Raw genomic sequence first — 19771 nt, 5'->3', positions numbered from 1 at the left:
CCAGGACGGCGGAAGGCCCGCCGTCAACTGGAGATCGGCTGTTAGTTGTTGCCGAAGAGGTTGCGATCGGCACCCTGGACAGGCGTCTGGGCAGCCGGTTCCGACTTCTTGGTCGAAGCGGTGTACGAGCTGTCAACGGCGGTGGCCGCAGGGGCATTCGAACCATAATGGTCGCTACTAGCGAAGGCGCTGCCGGAAACAGCCAGAAGGGCGGCGGCAGTGAGAATGATCTTTTTCATTTTTTGATACTCCAGTATTTTTCCGTCCGTCTAGCGGCGTGTCTTGGGAGGAAATCGCGTCGTTCGGACAGCCCCGATGTGGGAAAGCCATACCGCCATTTCCAATCACGAAGTTTTTCCGTGTGGACCAAGTTTCCACCACTTGAAATTGTGCCAGAGCCTTCAACATTCGTTTTTTTCTGTTTACTATCAGTTGGTTATGCAAACACGTCGCGCGATCACCAACTGTGTCGAAGGCCCAGTGTTCACACCGTCCTGCACGCATCGTCAACAGAAACGAACCGTTCGGTTCGATTTTAGAGAGCGCTAATAGTCACTTTTCGAAACCGTTAACCTTTTTTGGCTCCGCCACGAGACGGAATCCGAGGCGGCGACCTGAGGCTTTCTGCCCCTGCAATGACGACCGCACCGTTTCCAATGCGTGTCGCGCGGCATGGATGCGATGTCGTTTTCATGCCGACGACAAGTCGGCGATCATGGTTAGATCCTGCCATCTCAGGTGCCGCCGCGTGACGACGAGGCGGAGAATTGGGAAGCCGGTCAGAATCCGGCGCTGCCCCCGCAACGGTGGTGGAGTTCAGGTCGCAACGGGAGACCACTGGGCAAAGGCCTGGGAAGGTGTCGCGACAGTCCGCAAGGACAGCTCCAGAGCCCGGAAACCAGCCTGAGATGTTGGACTCGACTGATCGCGGCGGGCGGTCAAGAGGCGGATGGTGCATGTCCGGCGCAAGCCGGCGCGCGGCTTGATCCTTCCTCTCTCCCCTCCGTTCAGTCCTTCAATGTGAGGACAGGACTTCAATGCGAGGACAGGACATGGATGCGCGCAACGACATGCTGAAACGGCTGCAAGGCCGCAGGGACGGCTTCTCACTCGAGCAGCCCTTCTACACCGACGCCGACTACTTCAAGCTCGACATGGAGCTGATCTGGTACCGCGACTGGCTGTTCATCGGCCATGATTGCGAACTGCCCAGGCCCGGCAGCTTCATTACGGTGCAGATCGGCGACTATCCTGTCGTGCTGGTGCGCGACCAGAAGGGCAACATCAACGCCTTCCACAATTCTTGCCGCCATCGCGGCAGCCGCGTCTGCAACACAGACAAGGGCACGGCGGCGAAGCTCGTCTGCCCCTACCATCAGTGGACCTATGAACTGGACGGCAGGCTGCTGTTCGCCAGGCAGATGGCCGAGGGCTTCGACAAGAGCCAGCTCGGCCTGAAGCCGGTCGCCTGCGAAAGCGTCGGCGGCTACATCTTCATTTGCCTCGCCGACGAGCCGGCGGATTTCGCGCCGATGCGGACGATGATCGAACCCTATTTGGCGCCGCACCGGCTGCGCGAAGCAAAGGTCGCCTTCGAGAGCACCATCGTCGAGAAGGGCAATTGGAAGCTGGTCTGGGAAAACAACCGCGAATGCTATCATTGCGCCGGCAACCATCCGGAGCTCTGAAGACCTTTCCTGAGGCGCCGACCGTGACCGGCGTGCAAGGCGCCGACAGCGATCCGGAGATGCTGGCGCACTGGGCCAAATGCGAGGCCGCCGGCCTGCCGAGCAGGTTCCGCATCGACCCGGCCGGACAATACCGTGCCACCCGCGCGCCGCTGCTGCGCGATGCCGTCAGTTACACGATGACGGGAAAACGCGCGATCAAGAAGAACCTGTCCGACAGCGTTGCCACCGACCGCATCGGCTCCTTGCTGCTCTATCACTATCCGACGACCTGGAACCACATCCTTGGCGACCACGCCGTCACCTTCCGCGTGCTGCCGATCAGCGCCACGAAAACCGCGGTGACGACCAAATGGCTGGTTCACAAGGACGCGGTCGAGGGCGTCGACTATGATCTCGCCGAACTCACCCATGTCTGGACCGAGACCAACGACCAGGACCGCCGCATCGTCGAGGAAAACGCCTTCGGCATCCTGTCGCCGGCCTATGAACCCGGCCCCTATTCCGAACTGCACGAAGGCGGCGTCATCCAGTTCGTCGACTGGTACGCGCGTTTCATCGGTCCGCGCCTCGCCGAAGACGGCCGGCCGGCCCTGCGCAGCGTTGCTTGAGAGGTGAGGGATGAATGCGATGACGGATCTCGGCCTCTATCGCCATCTCGATCAGATGGCGCCCTGGAACGACAGGCTCCAGGTGCTGGAAGTGATCGGCGTGAGCGACGAGGCGCCTGATGTAAAGACCTTCACCTTCCGCTCCGACAACCAGACCTGGTTCCGCTACAAGCCGGGCCAGTTCGTGACGCTGGAACTGCCGACAGCGGATGGGTTGCTGATGCGCACCTACACGCTGTCGTCTTCGCCTTCACGGCCATTCTCGATCGCGGTGACGGTGAAGGCGCAGGCCGGCAGCACCGGCACACGCTGGATGTTCGACCATTTGAGGCCTGGTTCGCACGTCAAGGCGTATGGGCCGGCCGGAGACTTTTCGCTGCACAGCCACCCGGCGGCCAAATATCTGTTCATCTCGGCCGGCTCCGGCGTGACGCCGATGATGTCGATGCTGCGCTGGCTGAATGACTGCGCGCCATGGACCGATATCGGCTTCGTCAACTGCGCCCGCCGCCCCGAAGAGATCATCTTCCGCAAGGAGCTGGAATTGCTCGGCAGCCGCATGCCCGGCCTGTCGCTCGGTTTCATGATCGAGGAGCGGTCGAGCCGGGAAGGCTGGTTCGGCCATATGGGCCGCATCGACGCCATCCGGCTGCCGCTTCTGGCGCCCGATTTCCGAGAGCGCGAAATCTTCTGCTGCGGCCCCGACCCCTTCATGCGTGCCGTGCGCGGCATGCTCGAAGCCGCCGGCTTCGACATGGCGAGATACCATCAGGAGAGCTTTGCAGCGCCGCTGGTGGAGGAAATCCCGGCGCCGTTCGCCTCGCCGACTGGAGACGGCGCAGCCATTCCTGTCGAAGCCGCGACGCCGATCCGGTTCTCGATTTCGGATGTCGATGCCGCATGCGTCGCCGGCCAGACGGTGCTGCAGACGGCGCGCGCCTCGGGAGTCAGAATCCCCGCCGCGTGCGAATTCGGCCTGTGCGGAACCTGCAAGGTCAAGAAGCTCTCGGGCGAGGTCGAGATGAGCCACAATGGCGGCATCCTCGATCACGAGATCGAGGACGGCTTCATTCTCGCCTGCTGCTCCAAGCCGCTTTCGGCGCTTGACATCGAGGCGTGACCGGCGGCGCTCGGCGGTCTGCAACGCCGCTTAAAGCGCGTCGCATGAGCCCATTTCGATGCGACACGCTTTGGAGCGAAATCCGACGGCCATTCAGGGAGTGATCAGCGTCACAGAAGGGAAATAAGTCCGGTAGCGGCCGATATCACGCGTCAGCAGCGGAAGGCGTCCGACGGCTGCGTGGGCGCCGATGAAAAAGTCAGGCAGCACGCCGGTCCTGGATCCTCCCGATCTGCGATATTGTGTAAATGCTTTTCCGGCAAGGAAGAGGGCTGCTCTTGGCATCGGAACCATTTCTAGACCGGCCGCCTCGACAAACGCCTCCAGATCCTCGATGCGTGCGTAGCGGACGGCAAGCTCGGCATAGACCGCATCATTGATCAACAACGGCCCATCGAGGCTCGCTGCCTCGAGATGGGCGACCGACCAATCCGCCCAGCTCGGATCGTCCGTAACAACGTCGAGCAGAACGTTGGTGTCGATGAGCGTCACCGTTCGGAACGCGTCAGCGCCATGATCGCGTCGGTCGTGAGCCCCTCGCCGGCATGGCCTCGCAACCTGGCGAAGCGGCTCGCCGGCTGCTTTTTGTCAGCACGGGTCAGCACCACGCTGCCATCGGCAGCGCGCCGGAAATCGACCTTGCTTCCCGGGACGATCTCCAGGAGATCGCGAACCGGTTTGGGGATGGTCACTTGTCCCTTCGCTGTAACGGTCGTCGCCATCTTCGTTCCTCGGTAATACCATGTCTCCCGAAGGTATTACCTTGCGGTCCGGATTTCAAGGCCTGAAGCGTCAATCCCCGGCCGGGAGGCGGGCTCGTCGACCGACAAGCCCGCCATCCCTGCATTCATGTCAACGCGATGTCTCAGCCATTGGCGAAGGGCACGGCGACATAGATCTGGGCATCGCCTCGTTCCACCAGCAGCAGCACCGATTTGCGGCCTGACTTGCCGGCCTGCGCGATCGCCTGCGTGGCCTGCCTGGCGCTCTTCACCGGCATCTGGTTGACGGCGATAATGATGTCGCCGGGCTGGACGCCGGAAGCCGCCGCCGCCTTGTTGGGATTGACCGCGGCGACCACCGCGCCACGCTGGTTGTCGGGGAGGTTCATCTGCTGGCGAATATCGGGCGTGATGTCCATCAGGCCGAGCCCGATCGCCGGCAGGCGGGCGCCCTGCCCGTTTCCCGGCGCGCCGGAATCACCAGATACCGACGCGGTCTGCGCATCGTCGCCATTGCGGCCGACGTCGACGGAAAGCTGCATGGTTTTGCCATTGCGCCAGACGTCGAGCGTTTCCTTCTTGCCGGGCGAGACATCGGCGACGGCACGCGACAGGTCCTTGGGATCCTTTATCTCCTGGCCGGCGAAGCCGGTGATGAGGTCCCCCGTCTGGATGCCGGCCGCGGCCGCCGGCGAGCCCTCGGTGACCGAGGAGACCAATGCGCCGCCGGGGTGATCGAGACCTATGGCACTGGCAACGTCCGGGGTCACCGGCTGGATCTGGACGCCAAGATAGCCGTATTCGATTTCGCCGCCCTTCATCAGCTTGGCGACCACCTTTTGCGCCTGGTCGGACGGAATGGCGAAGCCAACGCCGACGCTGCCGCCATTCGGCGAATAGATCGCGGTGTTGATGCCCACGACGTTGCCGCTCACATCGACCAGCGGACCGCCAGAGTTGCCGTGGTTGATCGGCGCGTCGATCTGGATGAAATCGTCGAACGGCCCGCTGTGGAGGTCGCGGCCGCGCGCCGAGACAATACCTGAGGTGACCGTGGTGCCGATGCCGAACGGATTGCCGAAGGCCAGCACTTGATCGCCCGGCATCAACTTATCGGAATCTCCCCATTTTACCGTCGGCAGGGGCTTGTCGGCCTTGATCTTGATCACCGCAAGGTCGTTCTTGGCGTCGCGGCCGACCAGCTTGGCGGGAAGCTCTGTACCGTCGTCAAGCGTCACCTTGATCGAGCTCGCGCCGTCGATGACATGGTTGTTGGTGACGATGGTGCCGTCGGCGCCGACGATAAAGCCGGATCCGAGCGCTTCGGCGCGCTGCGACTGCTGCGGCGGCGCTTTCGGCCCGGGCACGCCCTGGTCGCCGAAGAACTGGCGGAAATAATCGTCGAAAGGCGAGCCGCCGCCGTCCAGGGGCGAGGCATCGCTCATGGCGTCCGGTTGCCCCTTCATGACGGTCGTAACCGTCACCACGGCCGGCTTGTCGGCTGCCACGATGGGGGCAAAGGAGCCGTTCGGGGCCCTTACGCCGGCTACGGGGGTCTGTGTCGTACCGACGGCGTTGCGGACGTCGTTCGGGCTTTCGGCGAAGGAGGCCACGATGGGAGAAATGATCAGCGCAGCGCCCAGCAGGGCCGCGACGCGATGTCTACGAAGAATGCTTATGGGTGACATGGTCGTTCTGTCCGGGCGAGAGTTGAACCTGGGCCGCGGATGGTTCGGGGAAAAACACCCGTCGGCTGTCGACAGCCGGATTGCCTGTCTCGCCGCGCATGGCAGCCGGCCGGATCGACAAACCAGCATCTAGGGCGCGGATTGGCCCGATTTAGGGTTTTCGGGCGACCTTACGAAGATTTAATTTTAGAGCCGGCTTATGGACCAGCCGCTCGGCTGAGATAGGCCGAGGCGATCTCGCGCATGCGCTCGCCGTCGAAACTCGGGCCGTGACCGCCATGGCCGATGCGGATCGGCAGGTCGAGCAGACGCCGCATGGTGAGGCAATAGGCCGACTTGTCGGAGTCTGGCAGGTCGTCGATCAGCCGGTCGTCATAGATGGCGTCGCCGCTGAAGAAGAGGCCGTCTGCTTCGTCGAACAGCGCGATCGAATCCGGCGAATGCCCGGGCAGATGCAGCACGCGGAAGCGGCGGTCGCCGAGATCGACGACATCACCCTCGTCGAGGGTGCGCGTCAGCGGCGCTGGCGGGATCTTGTAATCCGCAGCCTTCCAGCCCGGTGCCGGCAGTCGCGAGACGGCGCCGTCGAGGTCGTGGAACATGTAGGCGTAGGTCGCCGCCTCATCCATGTTCTCGAACTGCGCGGCACTCACCCTGGGTCCCGCGCGCAGCGCGAATTCATGCAGCGAGCCGACATGATCGAGATGGATGTGGGTGGCGACGACGATGAGCGGTTTGCCGGCCCGGGTTTCGATCTCCGGCGCCAGCGGGCAGATGCCCATGCCGGTATCGACCAAAAGGTCGGCGTCGCGGCCGGTGAGATGCCAGATGTTGGCGCGCACATAGTCATGCACGAACGGCTCGGTCAGCATCGTCGTCTTCTCGTCGACGATGCTCCTGCTGAACCAGTTCTCCATCAGAAGCGGCCCGGCATCAGGTGTGAGCCTCGCATCAGGTGTGATCCTGGAATCAAGTATGGTCCCGACATCAGACGAAGGGCTTTCCGACCTTGTATTTTTCCGGCACCAGCCGCTTCAGGTAAGCCATGCCGGCGTCGGACAGATGGTTGGCGTCCGGCTTCATGAAGTTCTCGGGCATGTGACGGGTCTTGCCGGCCACGTTCTTCAGCGGCACCTTCTTCAGCACGGTTTTGGTGCCGTCATATTGCAGCGCCACGGAGCCGCCGCCCTGTTCGGCCACGGTGACCGCAAACGCTCCCGCGTCGAACGCCTCCTGCGCGTCGACGGCGCTGATGGCGCCGACATAGCCGCGCGGCATGTAGCCCAGCGCATCGACGCGGGCGCGCTTGCCCGGCAGCCCTTCGGCGAGCGCCCGCTCGAGTGCCGCCGGCAGGTCGCTGCCCGATAGCTTGACATTGCCATGCTGGTCGCGCTCCAGCTTCTCGGGCGGGACCAGGCTTTCAACCAGCGCCTTGCCGTCGGCGGTGCTCACCCCTTCCGAAACGGCGACGATGCAGCGCTTGTGGCGGTCGAGCGTGGCGCGCACGTCCTCGATGAAGGCTGTGGCCGAGAACGGCCGCTCCGGCACGTAGACGAGATGCGGACCACTGTCGGGATCGAGCTGCCAAGCCGCGGCCGCGGCCGTGAGGAAGCCGGCGTGCCGGCCCATGACGATGCCGACATAGATGCCGGGCAGAGCGCGGAAATCGAGATCGACGGACAGGAAAGCGCCGGCGACGAACTCGGCCGCCGAGATGAAACCCGGCGTGTGGTCGTTCTCCTCGAGATCATTGTCGATGGTTTTGGGCGCATGCACGAACGCGATCTTGCCCCCGGCGGCATCGGTCAGGATCTGCTGCGTGCCCGACGTGTCATTGCCGCCGATGTAGATGAAGGCATCCGCGCCGGCCTTCTTCAGGCCGTCGAGGACGACCTCGCAATAGGCTGCATCCGGTTTGTCGCGCGTCGAGCCAAGGGCCGCGCTCGGCGTTCCGGCGATCAGCCGCAGGCGGTCTTCCGGGACGGCGGAGAGGTCGATATAATTGCCGTCGCGGATACCGCGCACGCCGTGGATGGAGCCCAGGACCTTGGCGCCGGGATGCCGCTTGCGGATCTCCAGCGTCGCCCCGACCACGGTCTGGTTGATGACGGCCGTCGGGCCGCCGCCCTGCGCGATGACGAAAGTTCCGGCCATTGGTGAAATTCTCCCGGGCGATTGGATTTCAGGCACCTTCGCCTGTCTTTGGCCATCGCGCAACGGCAGAAACGACCGGCCGCGCCAGCGGCCGCGAGGTGAGGCTTGAGCTAGACGACGACGACCGGGTTCTTCTTGGAAACGCGGCTGTAGAGGTCGATGATGTCCTGGTTGATCAGGCGCACACAGCCCGACGACATGGCCTGGCCGATGCTCCACCATTCGGGCGAGCCATGGATGCGGTAGCCGGTGTCCTTGCCGTCCTGATAGATGTAGAGGGCGCGCGCCCCGAGCGGGTTGGTGAGGCCGCCGGGCTGGCCGCCCTGCCATTTTACCAATTCCGGCTTGCGGGCGATCATTTCCGGCGGCGGGGTCCAGGTCGGCCATTCCCGTCCGTACTGGATGTTGGCGCGGCCGGACCAGCGGAAGCCGTCCTTGCCGATGCCGACCCCGTAGCGGATGGCGTCGCCCCCCGGCTGGACGAGGTAGAGCATGCGCTCATTGAGATGAACGACGATGGTGCCGGGCGCTTCGCCCGTCTGGTCGACGACGATCTGGCGGCGGAATTCCGGCTTGATCTTGAGGTAGGGCACCTCGGGCACGTTGAAGCCGCCGTCGCTCAGGGACGCGTACATCAGGTCGGGGCTGGTGACGTTCTTGTCGACGCTGATGCTCGGCCGGATCGGCCGCACAGAGCCGGTGACCGTGTCGTCGAGCTCAAGCGCCGGCAGGCCGCCGCCCGAAGTCGAGCAGCCGGCGGCGCCAAGCAAGGCCAACGCCCCTGCCCCGGATAAAACGGCGCGGCGGGAGACAAGACTATCGGTTTCGATTGCGTCGCCGTTTCGCGGCGGCCTCAGACCTTGCGGCAACTCACGCATGTACCCAAACCCTACGCTGTCGGCGGGAAGCACGGTCCGGCCGGATGACGAGCATTTTCATCATTCATGGTTGATAAAGCGTGAAGGCCTTGCGCTGCCTGCATTTGCGAACAGGCTGGGCGCCATTGCGCCCTCTCCGGTATCGCCAACCAGCGTGCCCTGCACGAAATCACCTCGGGCGGGTCATAGTCCCGGCGCCAGCGTGTCAAAAGCGGGGGCCCCCATGTGCAAGACCTGAAAGATCAACCTCGAGCTTCTCGCCGAGATCGTGAACCTGTCGGGCGGCTCGACTGACGCCGAACTGCCGTTGGGGGGGGTAGAAACAAACCGCTTTACATTCTCCTGGACCGAAGGATTTATCCTCTTCTTTGAGCTCAAAGGAGACGAGCATGTCCTTCGAAAACTGGGCCGCCTTCGCTGCCGCGTCGACCATCCTCCTAGTCATTCCGGGACCGACCATCCTTCTGGTCGTGTCCTATGCCCTCGGCCAGGGATGGCGCACCGCACTGCCGATGGCCGTCGGCGTGGCGCTGGGCGACTTCACGGCGATGACCTTGTCCATGCTGGGCATCGGCGCCCTGCTGGCAGCTTCGGCCACCGTCTTCACGATCCTGAAGCTGATCGGCGCTGCCTATCTGGTCTATCTCGGCGTAAAACTGTTCCGGGCCGGCGGCGCGCTCAAGGCCGAGCCGCGCACCGATGCCGTGTCCTCCGCCAGGATGATGGGGCATGCCTGGCTGGTCACCGCGCTCAACCCGAAAAGCATCACCTTCTTCGTCGCCTTCCTGCCGCAGTTCCTCGACCGGCACGCCGATTTCTGGACGCAGATGCTGATCTTCGAGACGACCTTCCTGGCGCTCGCCTTCGCCAATGCCTTCGGCTACGCGCTGATCGCGTCGCGAGCGCGCAACCTTGTGCGCAACCCTAGGGCGATCCGCGTCTTCAACCGCACCGGCGGCACGCTGCTGGTTGGCGCCGGCATCGCCACAGTGGCGATGCGTTCAGGGAATTGAACAAGGGGGATTCGCTCAACGCACAGCGTTAGCGCTGCCCCTCACCTGCCTGCCGGCGGATGAGGGGCGGCGTCGACTTTACGCACGAAAACAGCGCCAGCTTCGCCGTCTCACCACTTGATGCTGACGCCGAGATTGCCCTCAAGGATGCGCCGCTTGTCACCGCCGAGATTGGTGGTGTAGTCGCCGGTGGCGAAGAGGCTGACCTTGTCCGTCACCTTGGCGGTCACGCCGCCGCCGAATTCGAACGAGGTCGAGCGGCTTTCGGTCGAGATGTCGGTGGTGTCGAAGTTGACGTGATCCGTGCCACCGGAACCGTGCCAGAGATTGGCCTTGAGGTAAGGTTGCAGCACGGTGCCGTTCAATGTCGTCTCGCCCTGCAGGCGCAGGCCGAGGCGTCCGGTGACGTTGTCGTCGAGATCGAAGGAAACCGACGCGAAGCGATCCTCGGCATCGTCGAGCGATAGATGCTGCCAAATCAGTTGCGCCTGCGGTTCGAGCGTCCAGCCTTGCGCCAGCGCGATCGGGTAGCCCCCTTCCAGCGAAGCGGTGACGCCGGTTCCCTTGACATCGATGCCGATGTCGCGGGTCGAGGTCGCATCGCCGCTGAAAAAAGTGGCCATGACGACCCCGTCCAGGTACCAGCCCCCGGGACCGATACGGGTCCAGTAGCCGCCGACGCTGGTGCCGCCGAGATCGATGTCGCCGACGCCCAGATCGTTCTGCCCCAGCGCCTGGCCGCGCACATCGCCGTTCATGGTGGCATAGGCGATGAACAGGCCGGCACGATCGACGCCACCTGAAGCGGTTTCCTGGCCAAACACGTCGAAGCCGCCCTGGAACCCGAACAAGGTGCCGTCGAACGACGGCGAAACCGTTCCCGACCAGCCCATCTTCGCGTCCTGGCCGAAGATACGGCCCCAGACCGGAGAGAGTTCGGTGTTTGACAACAGGCTCTGTTCGCCTCGCCGTTCATGGAAAGTACCAAGTGTCGTCATCGCCAGATGCTCGGCCACCGGCGGAACCGCCGAATAGACCGGGACCTCGACACGGTAGAGCAGGATCTCCTCCCCTGCCGCGGGCGTCGGAAGATCGGGCACCGCAGTCGGGACGGGCGGGGGCGGCGGTGGCGGATCAGCCGCCGGTGCCGCCGGCGGGGGTGGCGGGGGCTGGAGCTCCGGATCGCCGGCCTGCACCGGCGGCGTCGGATCGACCGGCGGATTTTTGACGTCGCCTTCGGACGGCACGGGCACGTGCGGCAGTTGGGAAGGCGGCGGCGGCGGCTCGGTTGCCGGAGGTTCGGGCTCGGGCGCCGCCGTCGGTCCGATCCCCGGCGGCGCTGCGGCCGGCGATGTCGGCGTTATCAACGACGAGCGCAGATACCAGTTCTCCGCGCTGCCTGCGGTGACGCCACCCTTGAACAGATAATATTCGAAGGCGCCCGCCGCGACCGGCGCGTCGAGCGCGAAGGCGCTGGCGCTGGAGGTGGCGCCATTGACCGCCTGGACGACCATGATGCCGTCCTGCGTCGTCTCGGCACCCGTGCCGCCGACATTGACCACCCCGATGCCGGTCGAGCCGGAAGCCGTGCCGCCCGACAGCACCAGCCTGTCCGAGGCCGAGGAATCATCGCCGAGTTCCGTCTGGATGAGCAGCAGGCCGCCAAGCCCGGTGTAATTGCCCGAAATCGTCAGCCGATCCGTCGCGCCTGTACTGCCATTGGTCAGGTCGATGCGGCCGGCATTGACGACGTCCGCAAGCTGGCCCGCCGTAAAGGCCTGTATCGACGCGTTGAAGCCGCCGCCATAGAGCGTGCTTGCCGCATCGACGCTGAGCGAGCCCGTGCCGGTGCCGCTGTCTCCCAGCACCAGATTGCCGTCCAGCGTGAGTTCGGTGTCGTTGGTGGCGTCGATGCTCTCCCAGTTCTGCACCCGGCTGATGCCTTTGAGCTTGACGTTGTCGAAACTCAGCGTGTCGGTGCCGAGGCCACCATTCAGCGCGTCGGCGCCGCCCATATTGGAATTGGTCAGGTTGCTCAGCTTTGCCGTGTCGTTGTCGGCGCCGAGGTCGACGGCGCCATAGATGATGCCGCCGCCGTCCCAGACGAAACTGTCGGCGCCGAAGCTCGTCAGCACGTCGCCGCCGACCGTGCCGCCGGTAATCGTCACGCTGTCATTGCCGCCGCTGACACTGATGTTGCCGCCGATCGTGCCGCCCGAAAGGATGATCGTGTCCTTGTCGAAGCCGGTGACCAGGTTGCGGTCGATGGTGCCGCCGGACATGTTGAAGTAGTTCTGGTCGAGCTTCATGTTGACGCGGCCGATGCGGCCGCCCGTCATCACCGCATGGTCGCCGTCGTCGAAGAAATCGACGATGCGTCCGTCCGTCATGGTGAAGGTGTCGAGGCCATCACCCTGGTTAAGTGAACCGATCTGGCCGCCGCTTATGTTGAAGTCGTCTATGCCCGAGCCCTGCTGCACATTGCCGATGACGGTGCCAGCGCCGATGGTGAAGAAATCGGCGCCACCGCCCTGGTCGACCGTGCCGGTGATGGTACCGGATTGCATGTTGATGCGGTCCGAACCAACGCCGAAGGTGACATTGCCGCTCACCTGGCCGGTGCCGCCGGCGGGAAAGGTGAGCGTGTTGTCGCCGTTCAGATCGTTGAGGCTGCCGCCCGAATCGCCGCTGTCGCAGATGAAGGTGTCGTTTCCGGCGGTCGGAACGAGCAGGCATGCGGCGAAGGCGGCGGAATTGGGCAGCAACGCCAGCGACGTCGCGGCAAAAACGCCAAGCATTCGAGGAAGAAACATCACCGGCATATGCCGTTTCAGAACAACTAATTTAGCGATGTCTTCCGAATCGCCATTCGGAAGCCTGTTTTCAAAGCGCCGCACCGCGTCCCTCCAAGATTCGCGATTGCAAGCCCCCACCCTACGCCGCAATGAAGACACAATTCGTTCCGTTTTACAAAGCCTAATCTGCCCGTCATGGTTGATGAACTGGAAAACGGGCCGGACAGAGCTGTGCTTTGATTGAGCCAGAATTGGTGCTTGGCGTGCGTCTCGCCAACCCTCCAAAGCGTGTTGGTGGCGGCGCGTACGCTGGCGCGGCCACACAGCCCGCCGTCGGCGTTGTTTTCGTGATGCGCGGCCGATTGTCAGAGAATTGACCCGCGGCGGATCTTGGCTTAAAAACTGCCTCGGCCAGATTTTTTCGAGATCCGAAAAAAATAATGGCAAGGGAGGAAAACATGTATCTCGGCCTCGACCTTGGCACGTCCGGCGTCAAGGCGCTGCTGATCGATGCCGAACAGACCGTCATCGGTTCCGGCCATGGCGCGCTCGACGTTTCGCGGCCGCATCCCGGCTGGTCCGAACAGGATCCAGCCCACTGGCTACGCGCCTGCGAAGACGCGATTGCCGAACTGAAGGCCTCCCATCCCTGGCAGTTCGCGGCGGTGAAAGGCATTGGCCTATCCGGTCAGATGCATGGCGCCACCTTGCTCGATGCCTCTGACAAGGTGCTGCGCCCCTGCATTCTGTGGAACGATACGCGCAGCCATGCCGAGGCAGCCGCGCTCGACGCCGATCCGCGGTTTCGCGAGCTGACCGGCAACATCGTCTTTCCCGGTTTCACCGCGCCGAAGCTCGCCTGGGTGAAGAACAACGAACCCGCCATTTTCGCCAAAGTGGCCAAGGTGCTGCTGCCCAAGGATTTCCTGCGGCTGTGGCTGACCGGCGAACATATTTCGGAAATGTCGGACTCGGCTGGCACTTCCTGGCTCGACGTTGGGAAGCGGCGCTGGTCCGCCGACCTGCTCGCGGCCACGTCGCTCGACGAAAAGCACATGCCATCCCTGGTCGAGGGTACGCAGAAGGCCGGTGGGCTGCGCGGCGAGCTGGCGTCGAAATGGGGCGTCGAAGCCGGCATCCCGATTGCCGGCGGCGCCGGCGACAATGCGGCTTCCGCCTGCGGCATGGGCACGGTCCGTGCCGGCCATGCGTTCGTGTCTCTGGGCACGTCAGGCGTGCTGTTTGCCGCCAATGCCTCCTATCTGCCCAACCCGGCAAGCGCGGTCCACACTTTCTGCCATGCGCTGCCTGACACCTGGCATCAGATGGGCGTCATCCTGTCGGCCACCGATTCGCTCAATTGGCTGTCCGAGATTACCGGCAAGGGCGCAGGCGAGTTGACATCGGAACTGGGCGATACACTGAAGGCGCCGACCGGCGTGTCCTTCCTGCCCTATCTCTCGGGCGAGCGCACGCCGCACAATGATTCCGTCATTCGCGGCTCCTTTACCGGACTGGCGCATGAATCGAGCCGCGCCGTCCTGACCCAGGCCGTGCTGGAAGGCGTGGCCTTCGCCTTTCGCGACAGCCTCGAGGCGTTGAAGACTGCGGGCACGAGCTTGATGCGTGTGACGGCGATCGGCGGCGGCTCGCGCTCGCGCTACTGGCTGAAGGCCATCGCCACCGCGCTTCAGCTGCCTGTCGACATTCCCGCCGACGGCGATTTCGGCGCCGCCTTCGGCGCCGCCCGGCTCGGCCTGATCGCAGCGACGGACACTGATCCGCTCGATGTCTGCACGGCGCCGAGGACCGATGCAACGATCGAACCGGATGCCGGCTTGGATGGTGCATTTGCCGATGCCTACCAGCGCTACCGCGGGCTTTATCCGGCGATCAGGGCGGCAACGGCGTGAGCAGGCGCCACGCGCGCCCCTCTGCCCTGCCGGGCATCTCCCCCTCTAGGGGGAAGATCGGCAGCTTTGGCGGCTACGCTAGCCTTGCAAGGCCGGAGGTTGGCGAAGGTATAAAAATCAGCCAATCTCCCCCCTTGAGGGGGAGATGGCCGGCAGGCCAGAGGGGTGCGCCTGGCGCCTACCTTAGCCGTGAAGCCTCACTGCGCCGGCACCTTGTCGAGGAAGCCGGTGATGCTCTTCAGGCGGCCGTTCTCGATGACGCCGATATCGGTGCCTTCGATGATGGACGGTGTGCCCTCCGGGCCGAGGTTCCAGGAAAAGCGGATTTTGTCGGCAAACCCGTCCGGTGTGCCTTTCAGCGAGAAGCGGAAGCCGGCAAAGCGCTGCTGCACGCCGTCGATCAGCGCCGCGACGCCTTCATGGCCGTCGCCCTGCATGATGGGATCGCGATAGCTGACGTCTTCGGTGAAAGTCGCCTTGAGCAGCGCCTGACGGCGCGCGGCGTCGCTCTCGTTCCAGGCGGTGATGTAGCTTTCGGCGATCTTGTTGAGATCGGTCATGATCTGTCTCCTTCGTTGGCTTTGACATGACCCTTTTCACCCAACGGACGAACGGAACCAATTACGCCTGAGGTAATCAGGCGGAGCCATTTCGGAGAGGAAGGAAATCCATGAGCAGCGGCTTTTTCTGCGACATCCAGAAGATCAAATATGAGGGGCCGGACTCGGCCAATCCGCTGGCTTACCGGTTCTACAACCCGGACGAGCTGGTGGCCGGCAAGCGGCTGGAAGACCATCTGCGCTTCGCCGTCGCCTACTGGCATTCCTTCGCCTGGCCGGGCGGCGATCCGTTCGGCGGCCAGACCTTCGATCGGCCGTGGTTCCCCAAGGCCGGCGGCATCGACACGATGGAACTGGCAAAACTGAAAGCAGACGTCGCCTTCGAGATGTTCTCGCTGCTCGGCGCGCCCTATTTCTGCTTCCACGATGCCGACGTGCGGCCCGAGGGCAAGGATTTTTCGGAAAGTTCCGCGCGCCTCGACGAGATCGCGGACTATTTCGCCACCAAGATGAAGCAGACTGGCGTCAAGCTCTTGTGGGGCACGGCGAACCTGTTCTCGCACCGCCGCTTCATGTCGGGCGCCGCGACAAACCCCGATCCGGATGTGTTTGCCTATGCGGCGGCGACGGTGAAGAGCTGCATCGACGTCACCAAGCGGCTGAAGGGTGAGAACTATGTGCTTTGGGGCGGACGTGAGGGCTATGAGACGCTGCTCAACACCGACCTTGCCCGCGAGCAGGAGCAGGCCGGCCGTTTCCTCAACCTCGTCGTCGACTACAAGCACAAAATCGGCTTCAAAGGCACGATCCTGATCGAGCCGAAGCCGCAGGAACCCACAAAACACCAGTACGACTACGATGTCGCGACCGTCTATGGCTTCCTCAAGCGCTTCGGCCTGGAGAAGGAGGTCAAGCTCAACATCGAGCAGGGCCACGCCATCCTCGCCGGCCATTCCTTCGAGCACGAGCTGGCGTTGGCCAATGCGCTCGGCATCTTCGGCTCGATCGACATGAACCGCAACGACTACCAGTCGGGCTGGGACACCGACCAGTTCCCCAACAATGTGCCGGAGATGGCCCTGGCCTATTACCAGGTCCTGCAGGCGGGCGGCTTCAAGACCGGCGGCACCAATTTCGACGCCAAGCTGCGCCGCCAGTCGCTCGATCCGCAGGACCTGCTGATCGGCCATATCGGCGGCATGGATGCCTGCGCGCGCGGCCTGAAGGCAGCCGCCAAGATGGTCGAAGACAAGGCGCTGTCGGCTCCACTCGCCGAGCGCTACGCAGGCTGGAACAGCGGCGAGGCCAAGGCGATGCTTGCCGGCAAGCGCACGCTGGAGGACATCGCCGAGCGCGTGGTGAAGAAGAAGATCGAACCGCAGCCGCGCTCCGGCCGTCAGGAACTGCTGGAAAACATCGTCAACCGCTACGTGTAAGGGATGAAAGGCGGGCGGCGGCTCGTTCAGCCGCCGCTCCGCTTACCCACGCCGCTTCGCGGGGAGAAGTTCCCGGCGTCGCGCTTATTTGCCTGCCGCCCTGTTCGCCATTGAACGGAAAAGGTGCCGGCGGGCGGACGAGGGTGGCGCCGAGACCGGGTGAAGGGCTTTGCGCCAGTGCGGAATCGACGACAAGGTTTTGCCCACTGACGCCCCTCAATCGCCTCTCTCTTGCCTTCAAACTGCCGTCACGAATCTCCTATAAGAAGGTGCTCGTGGCGGGAGAGGAAGAAGGAGGCGAACCGATATGCAGAACGAACGTGAAATCGACGCCCTGCTCTCAAATGGCGAAGCCGGGTCGATCATCGACCGGCTGATGGCAATGCCGCATCCGAAGGATGGTGCGCGCCGCTCCAACGAATGGGACCGCGCCGTTGCCAGCCGTTTCGAGACCCATCTGGCAAGACAGATGCGCTCGCAGATCGACGGCGGCAGCGACCGGCAGAACGCTGCCTGATCAACCGCTTCCCACCCTCGGGTCAAGCCCGTGGGCATGCTTTGGACGACATGTACATCAACCCCGGCGTAGCCTGACCGGGGCTTCACCGAAAGCTCTTGAAAACGCCCTCGAAAATGCCGCGGCGGATGAAAATCCGGTCCGCCCGGCAATGTCGGCCATGGCCACTCTGGTGTCGATCACCAGCCGCCGCGCAGCGCCCAGGCGCAGCCTGAGATAGTAGGCGCCGGGCGTCTCGCCGATCGACTTGCGGAAGATGCTCTCCAGTGTCCGCGCCGTCACCCCGGCGCGCTTTGCCACGGCGGCGACCGTCAACGGCCGGTCGACATGCGCTTCCATCAGCCGGATGGCTTGCGCCAGGCGCGGATCATAGCCGTCGAGCCGGCCAAGCGAGACCAGGGGCTGAGCGTCGGTGGCCGCACGGGCCTGATCGTAGATGAAGACGCTGGCCACATCGAGCGCCACGGCCATGCCGAGGCGGGTGCGAACGAGGTGCAGCATCAGGTCGAAGGTGGGCGAGGCGCCACCGGAGGTGAAGACCGGCCCGTCGATGACGTAACGGTCGGGGCGGACGTCGACGCCCGGAAAGGCCGACGAGAAATCCTCCATGTCTTCCCAGTGGGTGGTGGCGCTGCGGCCTTCGAGCAAGCCGGCCCGCGCGACCAGCCATGTACCGGCCTCGACGCCGCCGCAGGCGCGCGCCGAACGGGCGGCGCGGCGCAGGCCCGAGAGCAGAGCCGACGTCGCATAATTCTGCGTGCCGAAACCGGCGACGACGACAAGAACGTCGGTCGGTTCGGCCGCGTCGAAGCGGCCGCTGACCGCCACTGGCAGGCCGCAAGTGGTGACCGGCGCCTCGCCGGTTACGGAAACCAGCTTGAAATCGAACAATGTCTCGCCGGAGATGCGGTTGGCGGCGCGCAGCGGGTCGACCGCCGAGGCCACGCACATGATGGACGAGCCGGAAAACACCAGCATCGTCACCTTGAGCGGCAGACGCTCGGCGCGAAAGATCGTCAGTTTTTCGCCTTTAGTCATGGAAGCTTCGTAAAACGCAAAGCAGTTTTCGGCAAGTCGGGCGATGCTTGGCGCCTGTTTCGACTGGGAGGAGAGTTCCATGCCGCTTGCGATGAACCGTGAGGTTTTCATTACCTGTGCCGTGACCGGGTCCGGCGGCACGCAGGACCGCAGCCCGCATGTGCCGCGCTCGCCCAAAGAGATCGCCGATTCGGCCATCGACGCGGCCAAGGCGGGGGCGGCGATCGTGCATTGCCATGTGCGCGATCCCGAGACCGGCAAGCCCAGGCGCGACGTTCATCTCTACCGCGAGGTGACCGAGCGCATCCGCGAGGCAGACGTCGACGTGGTGCTGAACCTCACCGCCGGTATGGGTGGCGACATGGTGTTCGGCTCGCCCGAAGCGCCGCTGCCGCTGAATGAAAAGGGCACCGACATGGGCGGCGCCACCAACCGCATGGAGCATGTGCGCCAGTGCCTGCCGGAGATCTGCACGCTCGACTGCGGCACCATGAACTTCGCCGAGGCCGACTATGTCATGACCAACACGCCCGGCATGCTGCGTGCCATGGGCGGCATGATGACCGCGCTCGGCGTCAAGCCGGAGATCGAGGCCTTCGACACAGGCCATCTGTGGTTCGCCAAGCAGTTGGTCGAGGAACAGGTTCTGAAGCCGGATGCGCTTGTGCAGCTTTGCATGGGCGTGCCGTGGGGGGCGCCCGACGACCTCAACACCTTCATGGCGATGGTCAACAACGTGCCGTCGACATGGAACTGGTCGGCCTTTTCGATCGGCCGCAACCAGATGGCCTATGCCGCGGCGGCGGTGCTGGCGGGCGGCAATGTCCGGGTCGGGCTCGAGGATAATCTCTGGCTCGACAAGGGCGTGCTTGCCACCAACGCGCAGCTGGTCGAACGCGCCGCCAGCATCGTCACCAATCTCGGCGCCAGGATTCTGGGGCCGGAGGAGGTGCGCAGGAAGCTCAACCTCACCAAGCGGCCGCCGATCGCGGCATAGAGAGGGGAGCTTCAGATGGCCACCGTCAAATTCACCGCAATGAAGGATGGCGACAAGGACGACTACGAATTCCTGACCGCCCATGAAATCGACTATGCCGCCAAAACCGGTGATCGGTTGCTGGAAGCCCTGGTTCAACTCGACGAGGGCCTTTCCGGCTACAAGATCACCCGGCTCGGCCATTCGCTGCAGGCGGCAACACGCGCCTGGCGCGACGGCGCCGACACCGACTGGATCGCCTGCGCGTTGCTGCACGACATCGGCGACATCTACGCACCCTACAACCACGACGAATACGCCGCGTCGATCCTGAAGCCTTTCGTGCGCGAACAATGCACCTGGGTGGTGGAGAAGCACGGCGATTTCCAGCGCCTCTACTATGCCCATCATCTTGGCGGCAACCGCCATGCGCGTGACCGCTTCGCCGGTCATGCCTATTTCGACGATTGCGACCAGTTCTGCGAGCGCTGGGACCAGTCGAGCTTCGACCCCGACTACGAGACGCTGCCGATCGAGTTCTTCAGGCCATTCGTGCTCGAAGTCTTTGTCCGCAGGGCCTACGACCCCGCCATTATCCGCGCCGGCGAGCGCGTGCCGCTCACCGATCCCGAAACAGCCAAGACAAGAACCGGAGCCTGACC

17 protein-coding genes, 1 pseudogene and 1 riboswitch are annotated in these 19771 nt (G+C 63.9%); of the genes and pseudogenes, 8 read left to right on the top strand and 10 right to left on the bottom strand.

Going from position 1 to position 19771, the window contains the following annotated elements; all coding sequences use genetic code 11:
• Window positions 1-41: 41 nt before the first annotated feature.
• The gene (locus tag FJ867_RS26055) at window positions 42-239 is read right to left on the bottom strand and encodes a DUF680 domain-containing protein (RefSeq protein ID WP_140501224.1); all 198 of its coding nucleotides are present in this window, start codon (window positions 237-239) and stop codon (window positions 42-44) included.
• A 480-nt stretch (window positions 240-719) separates the two neighbouring features.
• A riboswitch (cobalamin riboswitch) is annotated at window positions 720-922 on the top strand.
• 130 nt (window positions 923-1052) lie between these two features.
• Between FJ867_RS26055 and FJ867_RS26050 the strand changes: the two are divergent.
• Together FJ867_RS26050 and FJ867_RS26045 are read left to right on the top strand one after the other, a co-directional pair.
• Window positions 1053-2299: pseudogene (locus FJ867_RS26050) on the top strand (aromatic ring-hydroxylating dioxygenase subunit alpha).
• 19 nt (window positions 2300-2318) lie between these two features.
• Window positions 2319-3419 (top strand): hybrid-cluster NAD(P)-dependent oxidoreductase, encoded by a 1101-nt coding sequence (locus FJ867_RS26045; protein ID WP_140818946.1) that lies wholly within the window; start codon window positions 2319-2321, stop codon window positions 3417-3419.
• A 93-nt stretch (window positions 3420-3512) separates the two neighbouring features.
• On the opposite strand, the gene FJ867_RS26040 is transcribed toward FJ867_RS26045, so the two are convergent.
• From FJ867_RS26040 to FJ867_RS26015, 6 genes are all read right to left on the bottom strand, one after another.
• Window positions 3513-3911, bottom strand: coding sequence for a type II toxin-antitoxin system VapC family toxin (locus FJ867_RS26040; protein ID WP_140818942.1), 399 nt, complete (start codon window positions 3909-3911; stop codon window positions 3513-3515).
• Window positions 3908-4141, bottom strand: a complete 234-nt coding sequence (locus FJ867_RS26035; RefSeq protein ID WP_140501232.1) for an AbrB/MazE/SpoVT family DNA-binding domain-containing protein — start codon at window positions 4139-4141, stop codon at window positions 3908-3910. Before FJ867_RS26035 ends, FJ867_RS26040 begins: the two co-directional genes overlap by 4 nt.
• A gap of 143 nt (window positions 4142-4284) precedes the next feature.
• Window positions 4285-5829, bottom strand: a complete 1545-nt coding sequence (locus FJ867_RS26030) for a DegQ family serine endoprotease (protein WP_140763874.1) — start codon at window positions 5827-5829, stop codon at window positions 4285-4287.
• 197 nt (window positions 5830-6026) lie between these two features.
• Window positions 6027-6746 carry an MBL fold metallo-hydrolase gene (locus FJ867_RS26025; protein ID WP_140501235.1) on the bottom strand — a complete coding sequence of 240 codons (720 nt, stop codon included), beginning with the start codon at window positions 6744-6746 and terminating at the stop codon, window positions 6027-6029.
• A gap of 70 nt (window positions 6747-6816) precedes the next feature.
• Entirely contained in the window at window positions 6817-7983 is a 1167-nt protein-coding gene (locus tag FJ867_RS26020) for a diphosphate--fructose-6-phosphate 1-phosphotransferase (protein WP_140558908.1), read from the bottom strand.
• A 110-nt stretch (window positions 7984-8093) separates the two neighbouring features.
• Entirely contained in the window at window positions 8094-8861 is a 768-nt protein-coding gene (locus tag FJ867_RS26015; RefSeq protein ID WP_140517780.1) for a L,D-transpeptidase, read from the bottom strand.
• 389 nt (window positions 8862-9250) lie between these two features.
• Between FJ867_RS26015 and FJ867_RS26010 the strand changes: the two genes are divergently transcribed.
• Window positions 9251-9874: a LysE family translocator gene (locus FJ867_RS26010; protein ID WP_140517779.1), complete on the top strand. Its 624-nt coding sequence runs from the start codon at window positions 9251-9253 to the stop codon at window positions 9872-9874.
• Window positions 9875-9984: 110 nt separating this feature from the next.
• Here FJ867_RS26010 and FJ867_RS26005 read toward each other — a convergent pair whose 3' ends face one another.
• Complete coding sequence (locus FJ867_RS26005) at window positions 9985-12672, bottom strand: autotransporter outer membrane beta-barrel domain-containing protein (RefSeq protein WP_246675107.1); 2688 nt, start codon at window positions 12670-12672, stop codon at window positions 9985-9987.
• A 455-nt stretch (window positions 12673-13127) separates the two neighbouring features.
• Between FJ867_RS26005 and xylB the strand changes: the two genes are divergently transcribed.
• The gene (xylB, locus tag FJ867_RS26000) at window positions 13128-14582 is read left to right on the top strand and encodes a xylulokinase (RefSeq protein ID WP_140517792.1); all 1455 of its coding nucleotides are present in this window, start codon (window positions 13128-13130) and stop codon (window positions 14580-14582) included.
• Between the two features lie 197 nt (window positions 14583-14779).
• Here xylB and FJ867_RS25990 read toward each other — a convergent pair whose 3' ends face one another.
• The gene (locus FJ867_RS25990) at window positions 14780-15142 is read right to left on the bottom strand and encodes a nuclear transport factor 2 family protein (protein WP_140525794.1); all 363 of its coding nucleotides are present in this window, start codon (window positions 15140-15142) and stop codon (window positions 14780-14782) included.
• A 110-nt stretch (window positions 15143-15252) separates the two neighbouring features.
• Here FJ867_RS25990 and xylA point away from each other — a divergent pair, with 110 nt between their 5' ends.
• Together xylA and FJ867_RS25980 are read left to right on the top strand one after the other, a co-directional pair.
• Window positions 15253-16578: a xylose isomerase gene (gene xylA / locus FJ867_RS25985; protein WP_140818938.1), complete on the top strand. Its 1326-nt coding sequence runs from the start codon at window positions 15253-15255 to the stop codon at window positions 16576-16578.
• A 307-nt stretch (window positions 16579-16885) separates the two neighbouring features.
• Window positions 16886-17095, top strand: coding sequence for a hypothetical protein (locus tag FJ867_RS25980; protein WP_140563487.1), 210 nt, complete (start codon window positions 16886-16888; stop codon window positions 17093-17095).
• Between the two features lie 57 nt (window positions 17096-17152).
• On the opposite strand, the gene FJ867_RS25975 is transcribed toward FJ867_RS25980, so the two are convergent.
• Entirely contained in the window at window positions 17153-18133 is a 981-nt protein-coding gene (locus tag FJ867_RS25975; protein ID WP_140671665.1) for a GlxA family transcriptional regulator, read from the bottom strand.
• A 79-nt stretch (window positions 18134-18212) separates the two neighbouring features.
• On the opposite strand from FJ867_RS25975, the gene FJ867_RS25970 reads away from it, so the two are divergent.
• The gene (locus tag FJ867_RS25970) at window positions 18213-19130 is read left to right on the top strand and encodes a 3-keto-5-aminohexanoate cleavage protein (protein ID WP_140671663.1); all 918 of its coding nucleotides are present in this window, start codon (window positions 18213-18215) and stop codon (window positions 19128-19130) included.
• A gap of 15 nt (window positions 19131-19145) precedes the next feature.
• The gene (locus FJ867_RS25965) at window positions 19146-19769 is read left to right on the top strand and encodes an HD domain-containing protein (protein WP_140491104.1); all 624 of its coding nucleotides are present in this window, start codon (window positions 19146-19148) and stop codon (window positions 19767-19769) included.
• Window positions 19770-19771 lie beyond the last annotated feature (2 nt).

Origin of the sequence: Mesorhizobium sp. B2-5-3 (assembly GCF_006441005.1) — a bacterium.
In the GTDB taxonomy this organism is placed as follows: Bacteria; Pseudomonadota; Alphaproteobacteria; order Rhizobiales; family Rhizobiaceae; genus Mesorhizobium.
The sequence above is the reverse complement of the archived record's forward strand: the minus strand, read 5'-3'. Positions and strand labels throughout refer to the sequence as shown.

What these genes read in the sequence shown, in the direction of transcription:
- FJ867_RS26055 (WP_140501224.1), bottom strand. Translation starts at nt 239, where the DNA reads ATGAAAAAGATCATTCTCACTGCCGCCGCCCTTCTGGCTGTTTCCGGC.
- FJ867_RS26045 (WP_140818946.1), top strand. Translation starts at nt 2,319, where the DNA reads ATGACGGATCTCGGCCTCTATCGCCATCTCGATCAGATGGCGCCCTGG.
- FJ867_RS26035 (WP_140501232.1), bottom strand. Translation starts at nt 4,141, where the DNA reads ATGGCGACGACCGTTACAGCGAAGGGACAAGTGACCATCCCCAAACCG.
- FJ867_RS26030 (WP_140763874.1), bottom strand. Translation starts at nt 5,829, where the DNA reads ATGTCACCCATAAGCATTCTTCGTAGACATCGCGTCGCGGCCCTGCTG.
- FJ867_RS26025 (WP_140501235.1), bottom strand. Translation starts at nt 6,746, where the DNA reads ATGGAGAACTGGTTCAGCAGGAGCATCGTCGACGAGAAGACGACGATG.
- FJ867_RS26020 (WP_140558908.1), bottom strand. Translation starts at nt 7,983, where the DNA reads ATGGCCGGAACTTTCGTCATCGCGCAGGGCGGCGGCCCGACGGCCGTC.
- FJ867_RS26015 (WP_140517780.1), bottom strand. Translation starts at nt 8,861, where the DNA reads ATGCGTGAGTTGCCGCAAGGTCTGAGGCCGCCGCGAAACGGCGACGCA.
- FJ867_RS26010 (WP_140517779.1), top strand. Translation starts at nt 9,251, where the DNA reads ATGTCCTTCGAAAACTGGGCCGCCTTCGCTGCCGCGTCGACCATCCTC.
- FJ867_RS26005 (WP_246675107.1), bottom strand. Translation starts at nt 12,672, where the DNA reads ATGCTTGGCGTTTTTGCCGCGACGTCGCTGGCGTTGCTGCCCAATTCC.
- xylB (WP_140517792.1), top strand. Translation starts at nt 13,128, where the DNA reads ATGTATCTCGGCCTCGACCTTGGCACGTCCGGCGTCAAGGCGCTGCTG.
- FJ867_RS25990 (WP_140525794.1), bottom strand. Translation starts at nt 15,142, where the DNA reads ATGACCGATCTCAACAAGATCGCCGAAAGCTACATCACCGCCTGGAAC.
- xylA (WP_140818938.1), top strand. Translation starts at nt 15,253, where the DNA reads ATGAGCAGCGGCTTTTTCTGCGACATCCAGAAGATCAAATATGAGGGG.
- FJ867_RS25980 (WP_140563487.1), top strand. Translation starts at nt 16,886, where the DNA reads ATGCAGAACGAACGTGAAATCGACGCCCTGCTCTCAAATGGCGAAGCC.
- FJ867_RS25975 (WP_140671665.1), bottom strand. Translation starts at nt 18,133, where the DNA reads ATGACTAAAGGCGAAAAACTGACGATCTTTCGCGCCGAGCGTCTGCCG.
- FJ867_RS25970 (WP_140671663.1), top strand. Translation starts at nt 18,213, where the DNA reads ATGCCGCTTGCGATGAACCGTGAGGTTTTCATTACCTGTGCCGTGACC.
- FJ867_RS25965 (WP_140491104.1), top strand. Translation starts at nt 19,146, where the DNA reads ATGGCCACCGTCAAATTCACCGCAATGAAGGATGGCGACAAGGACGAC.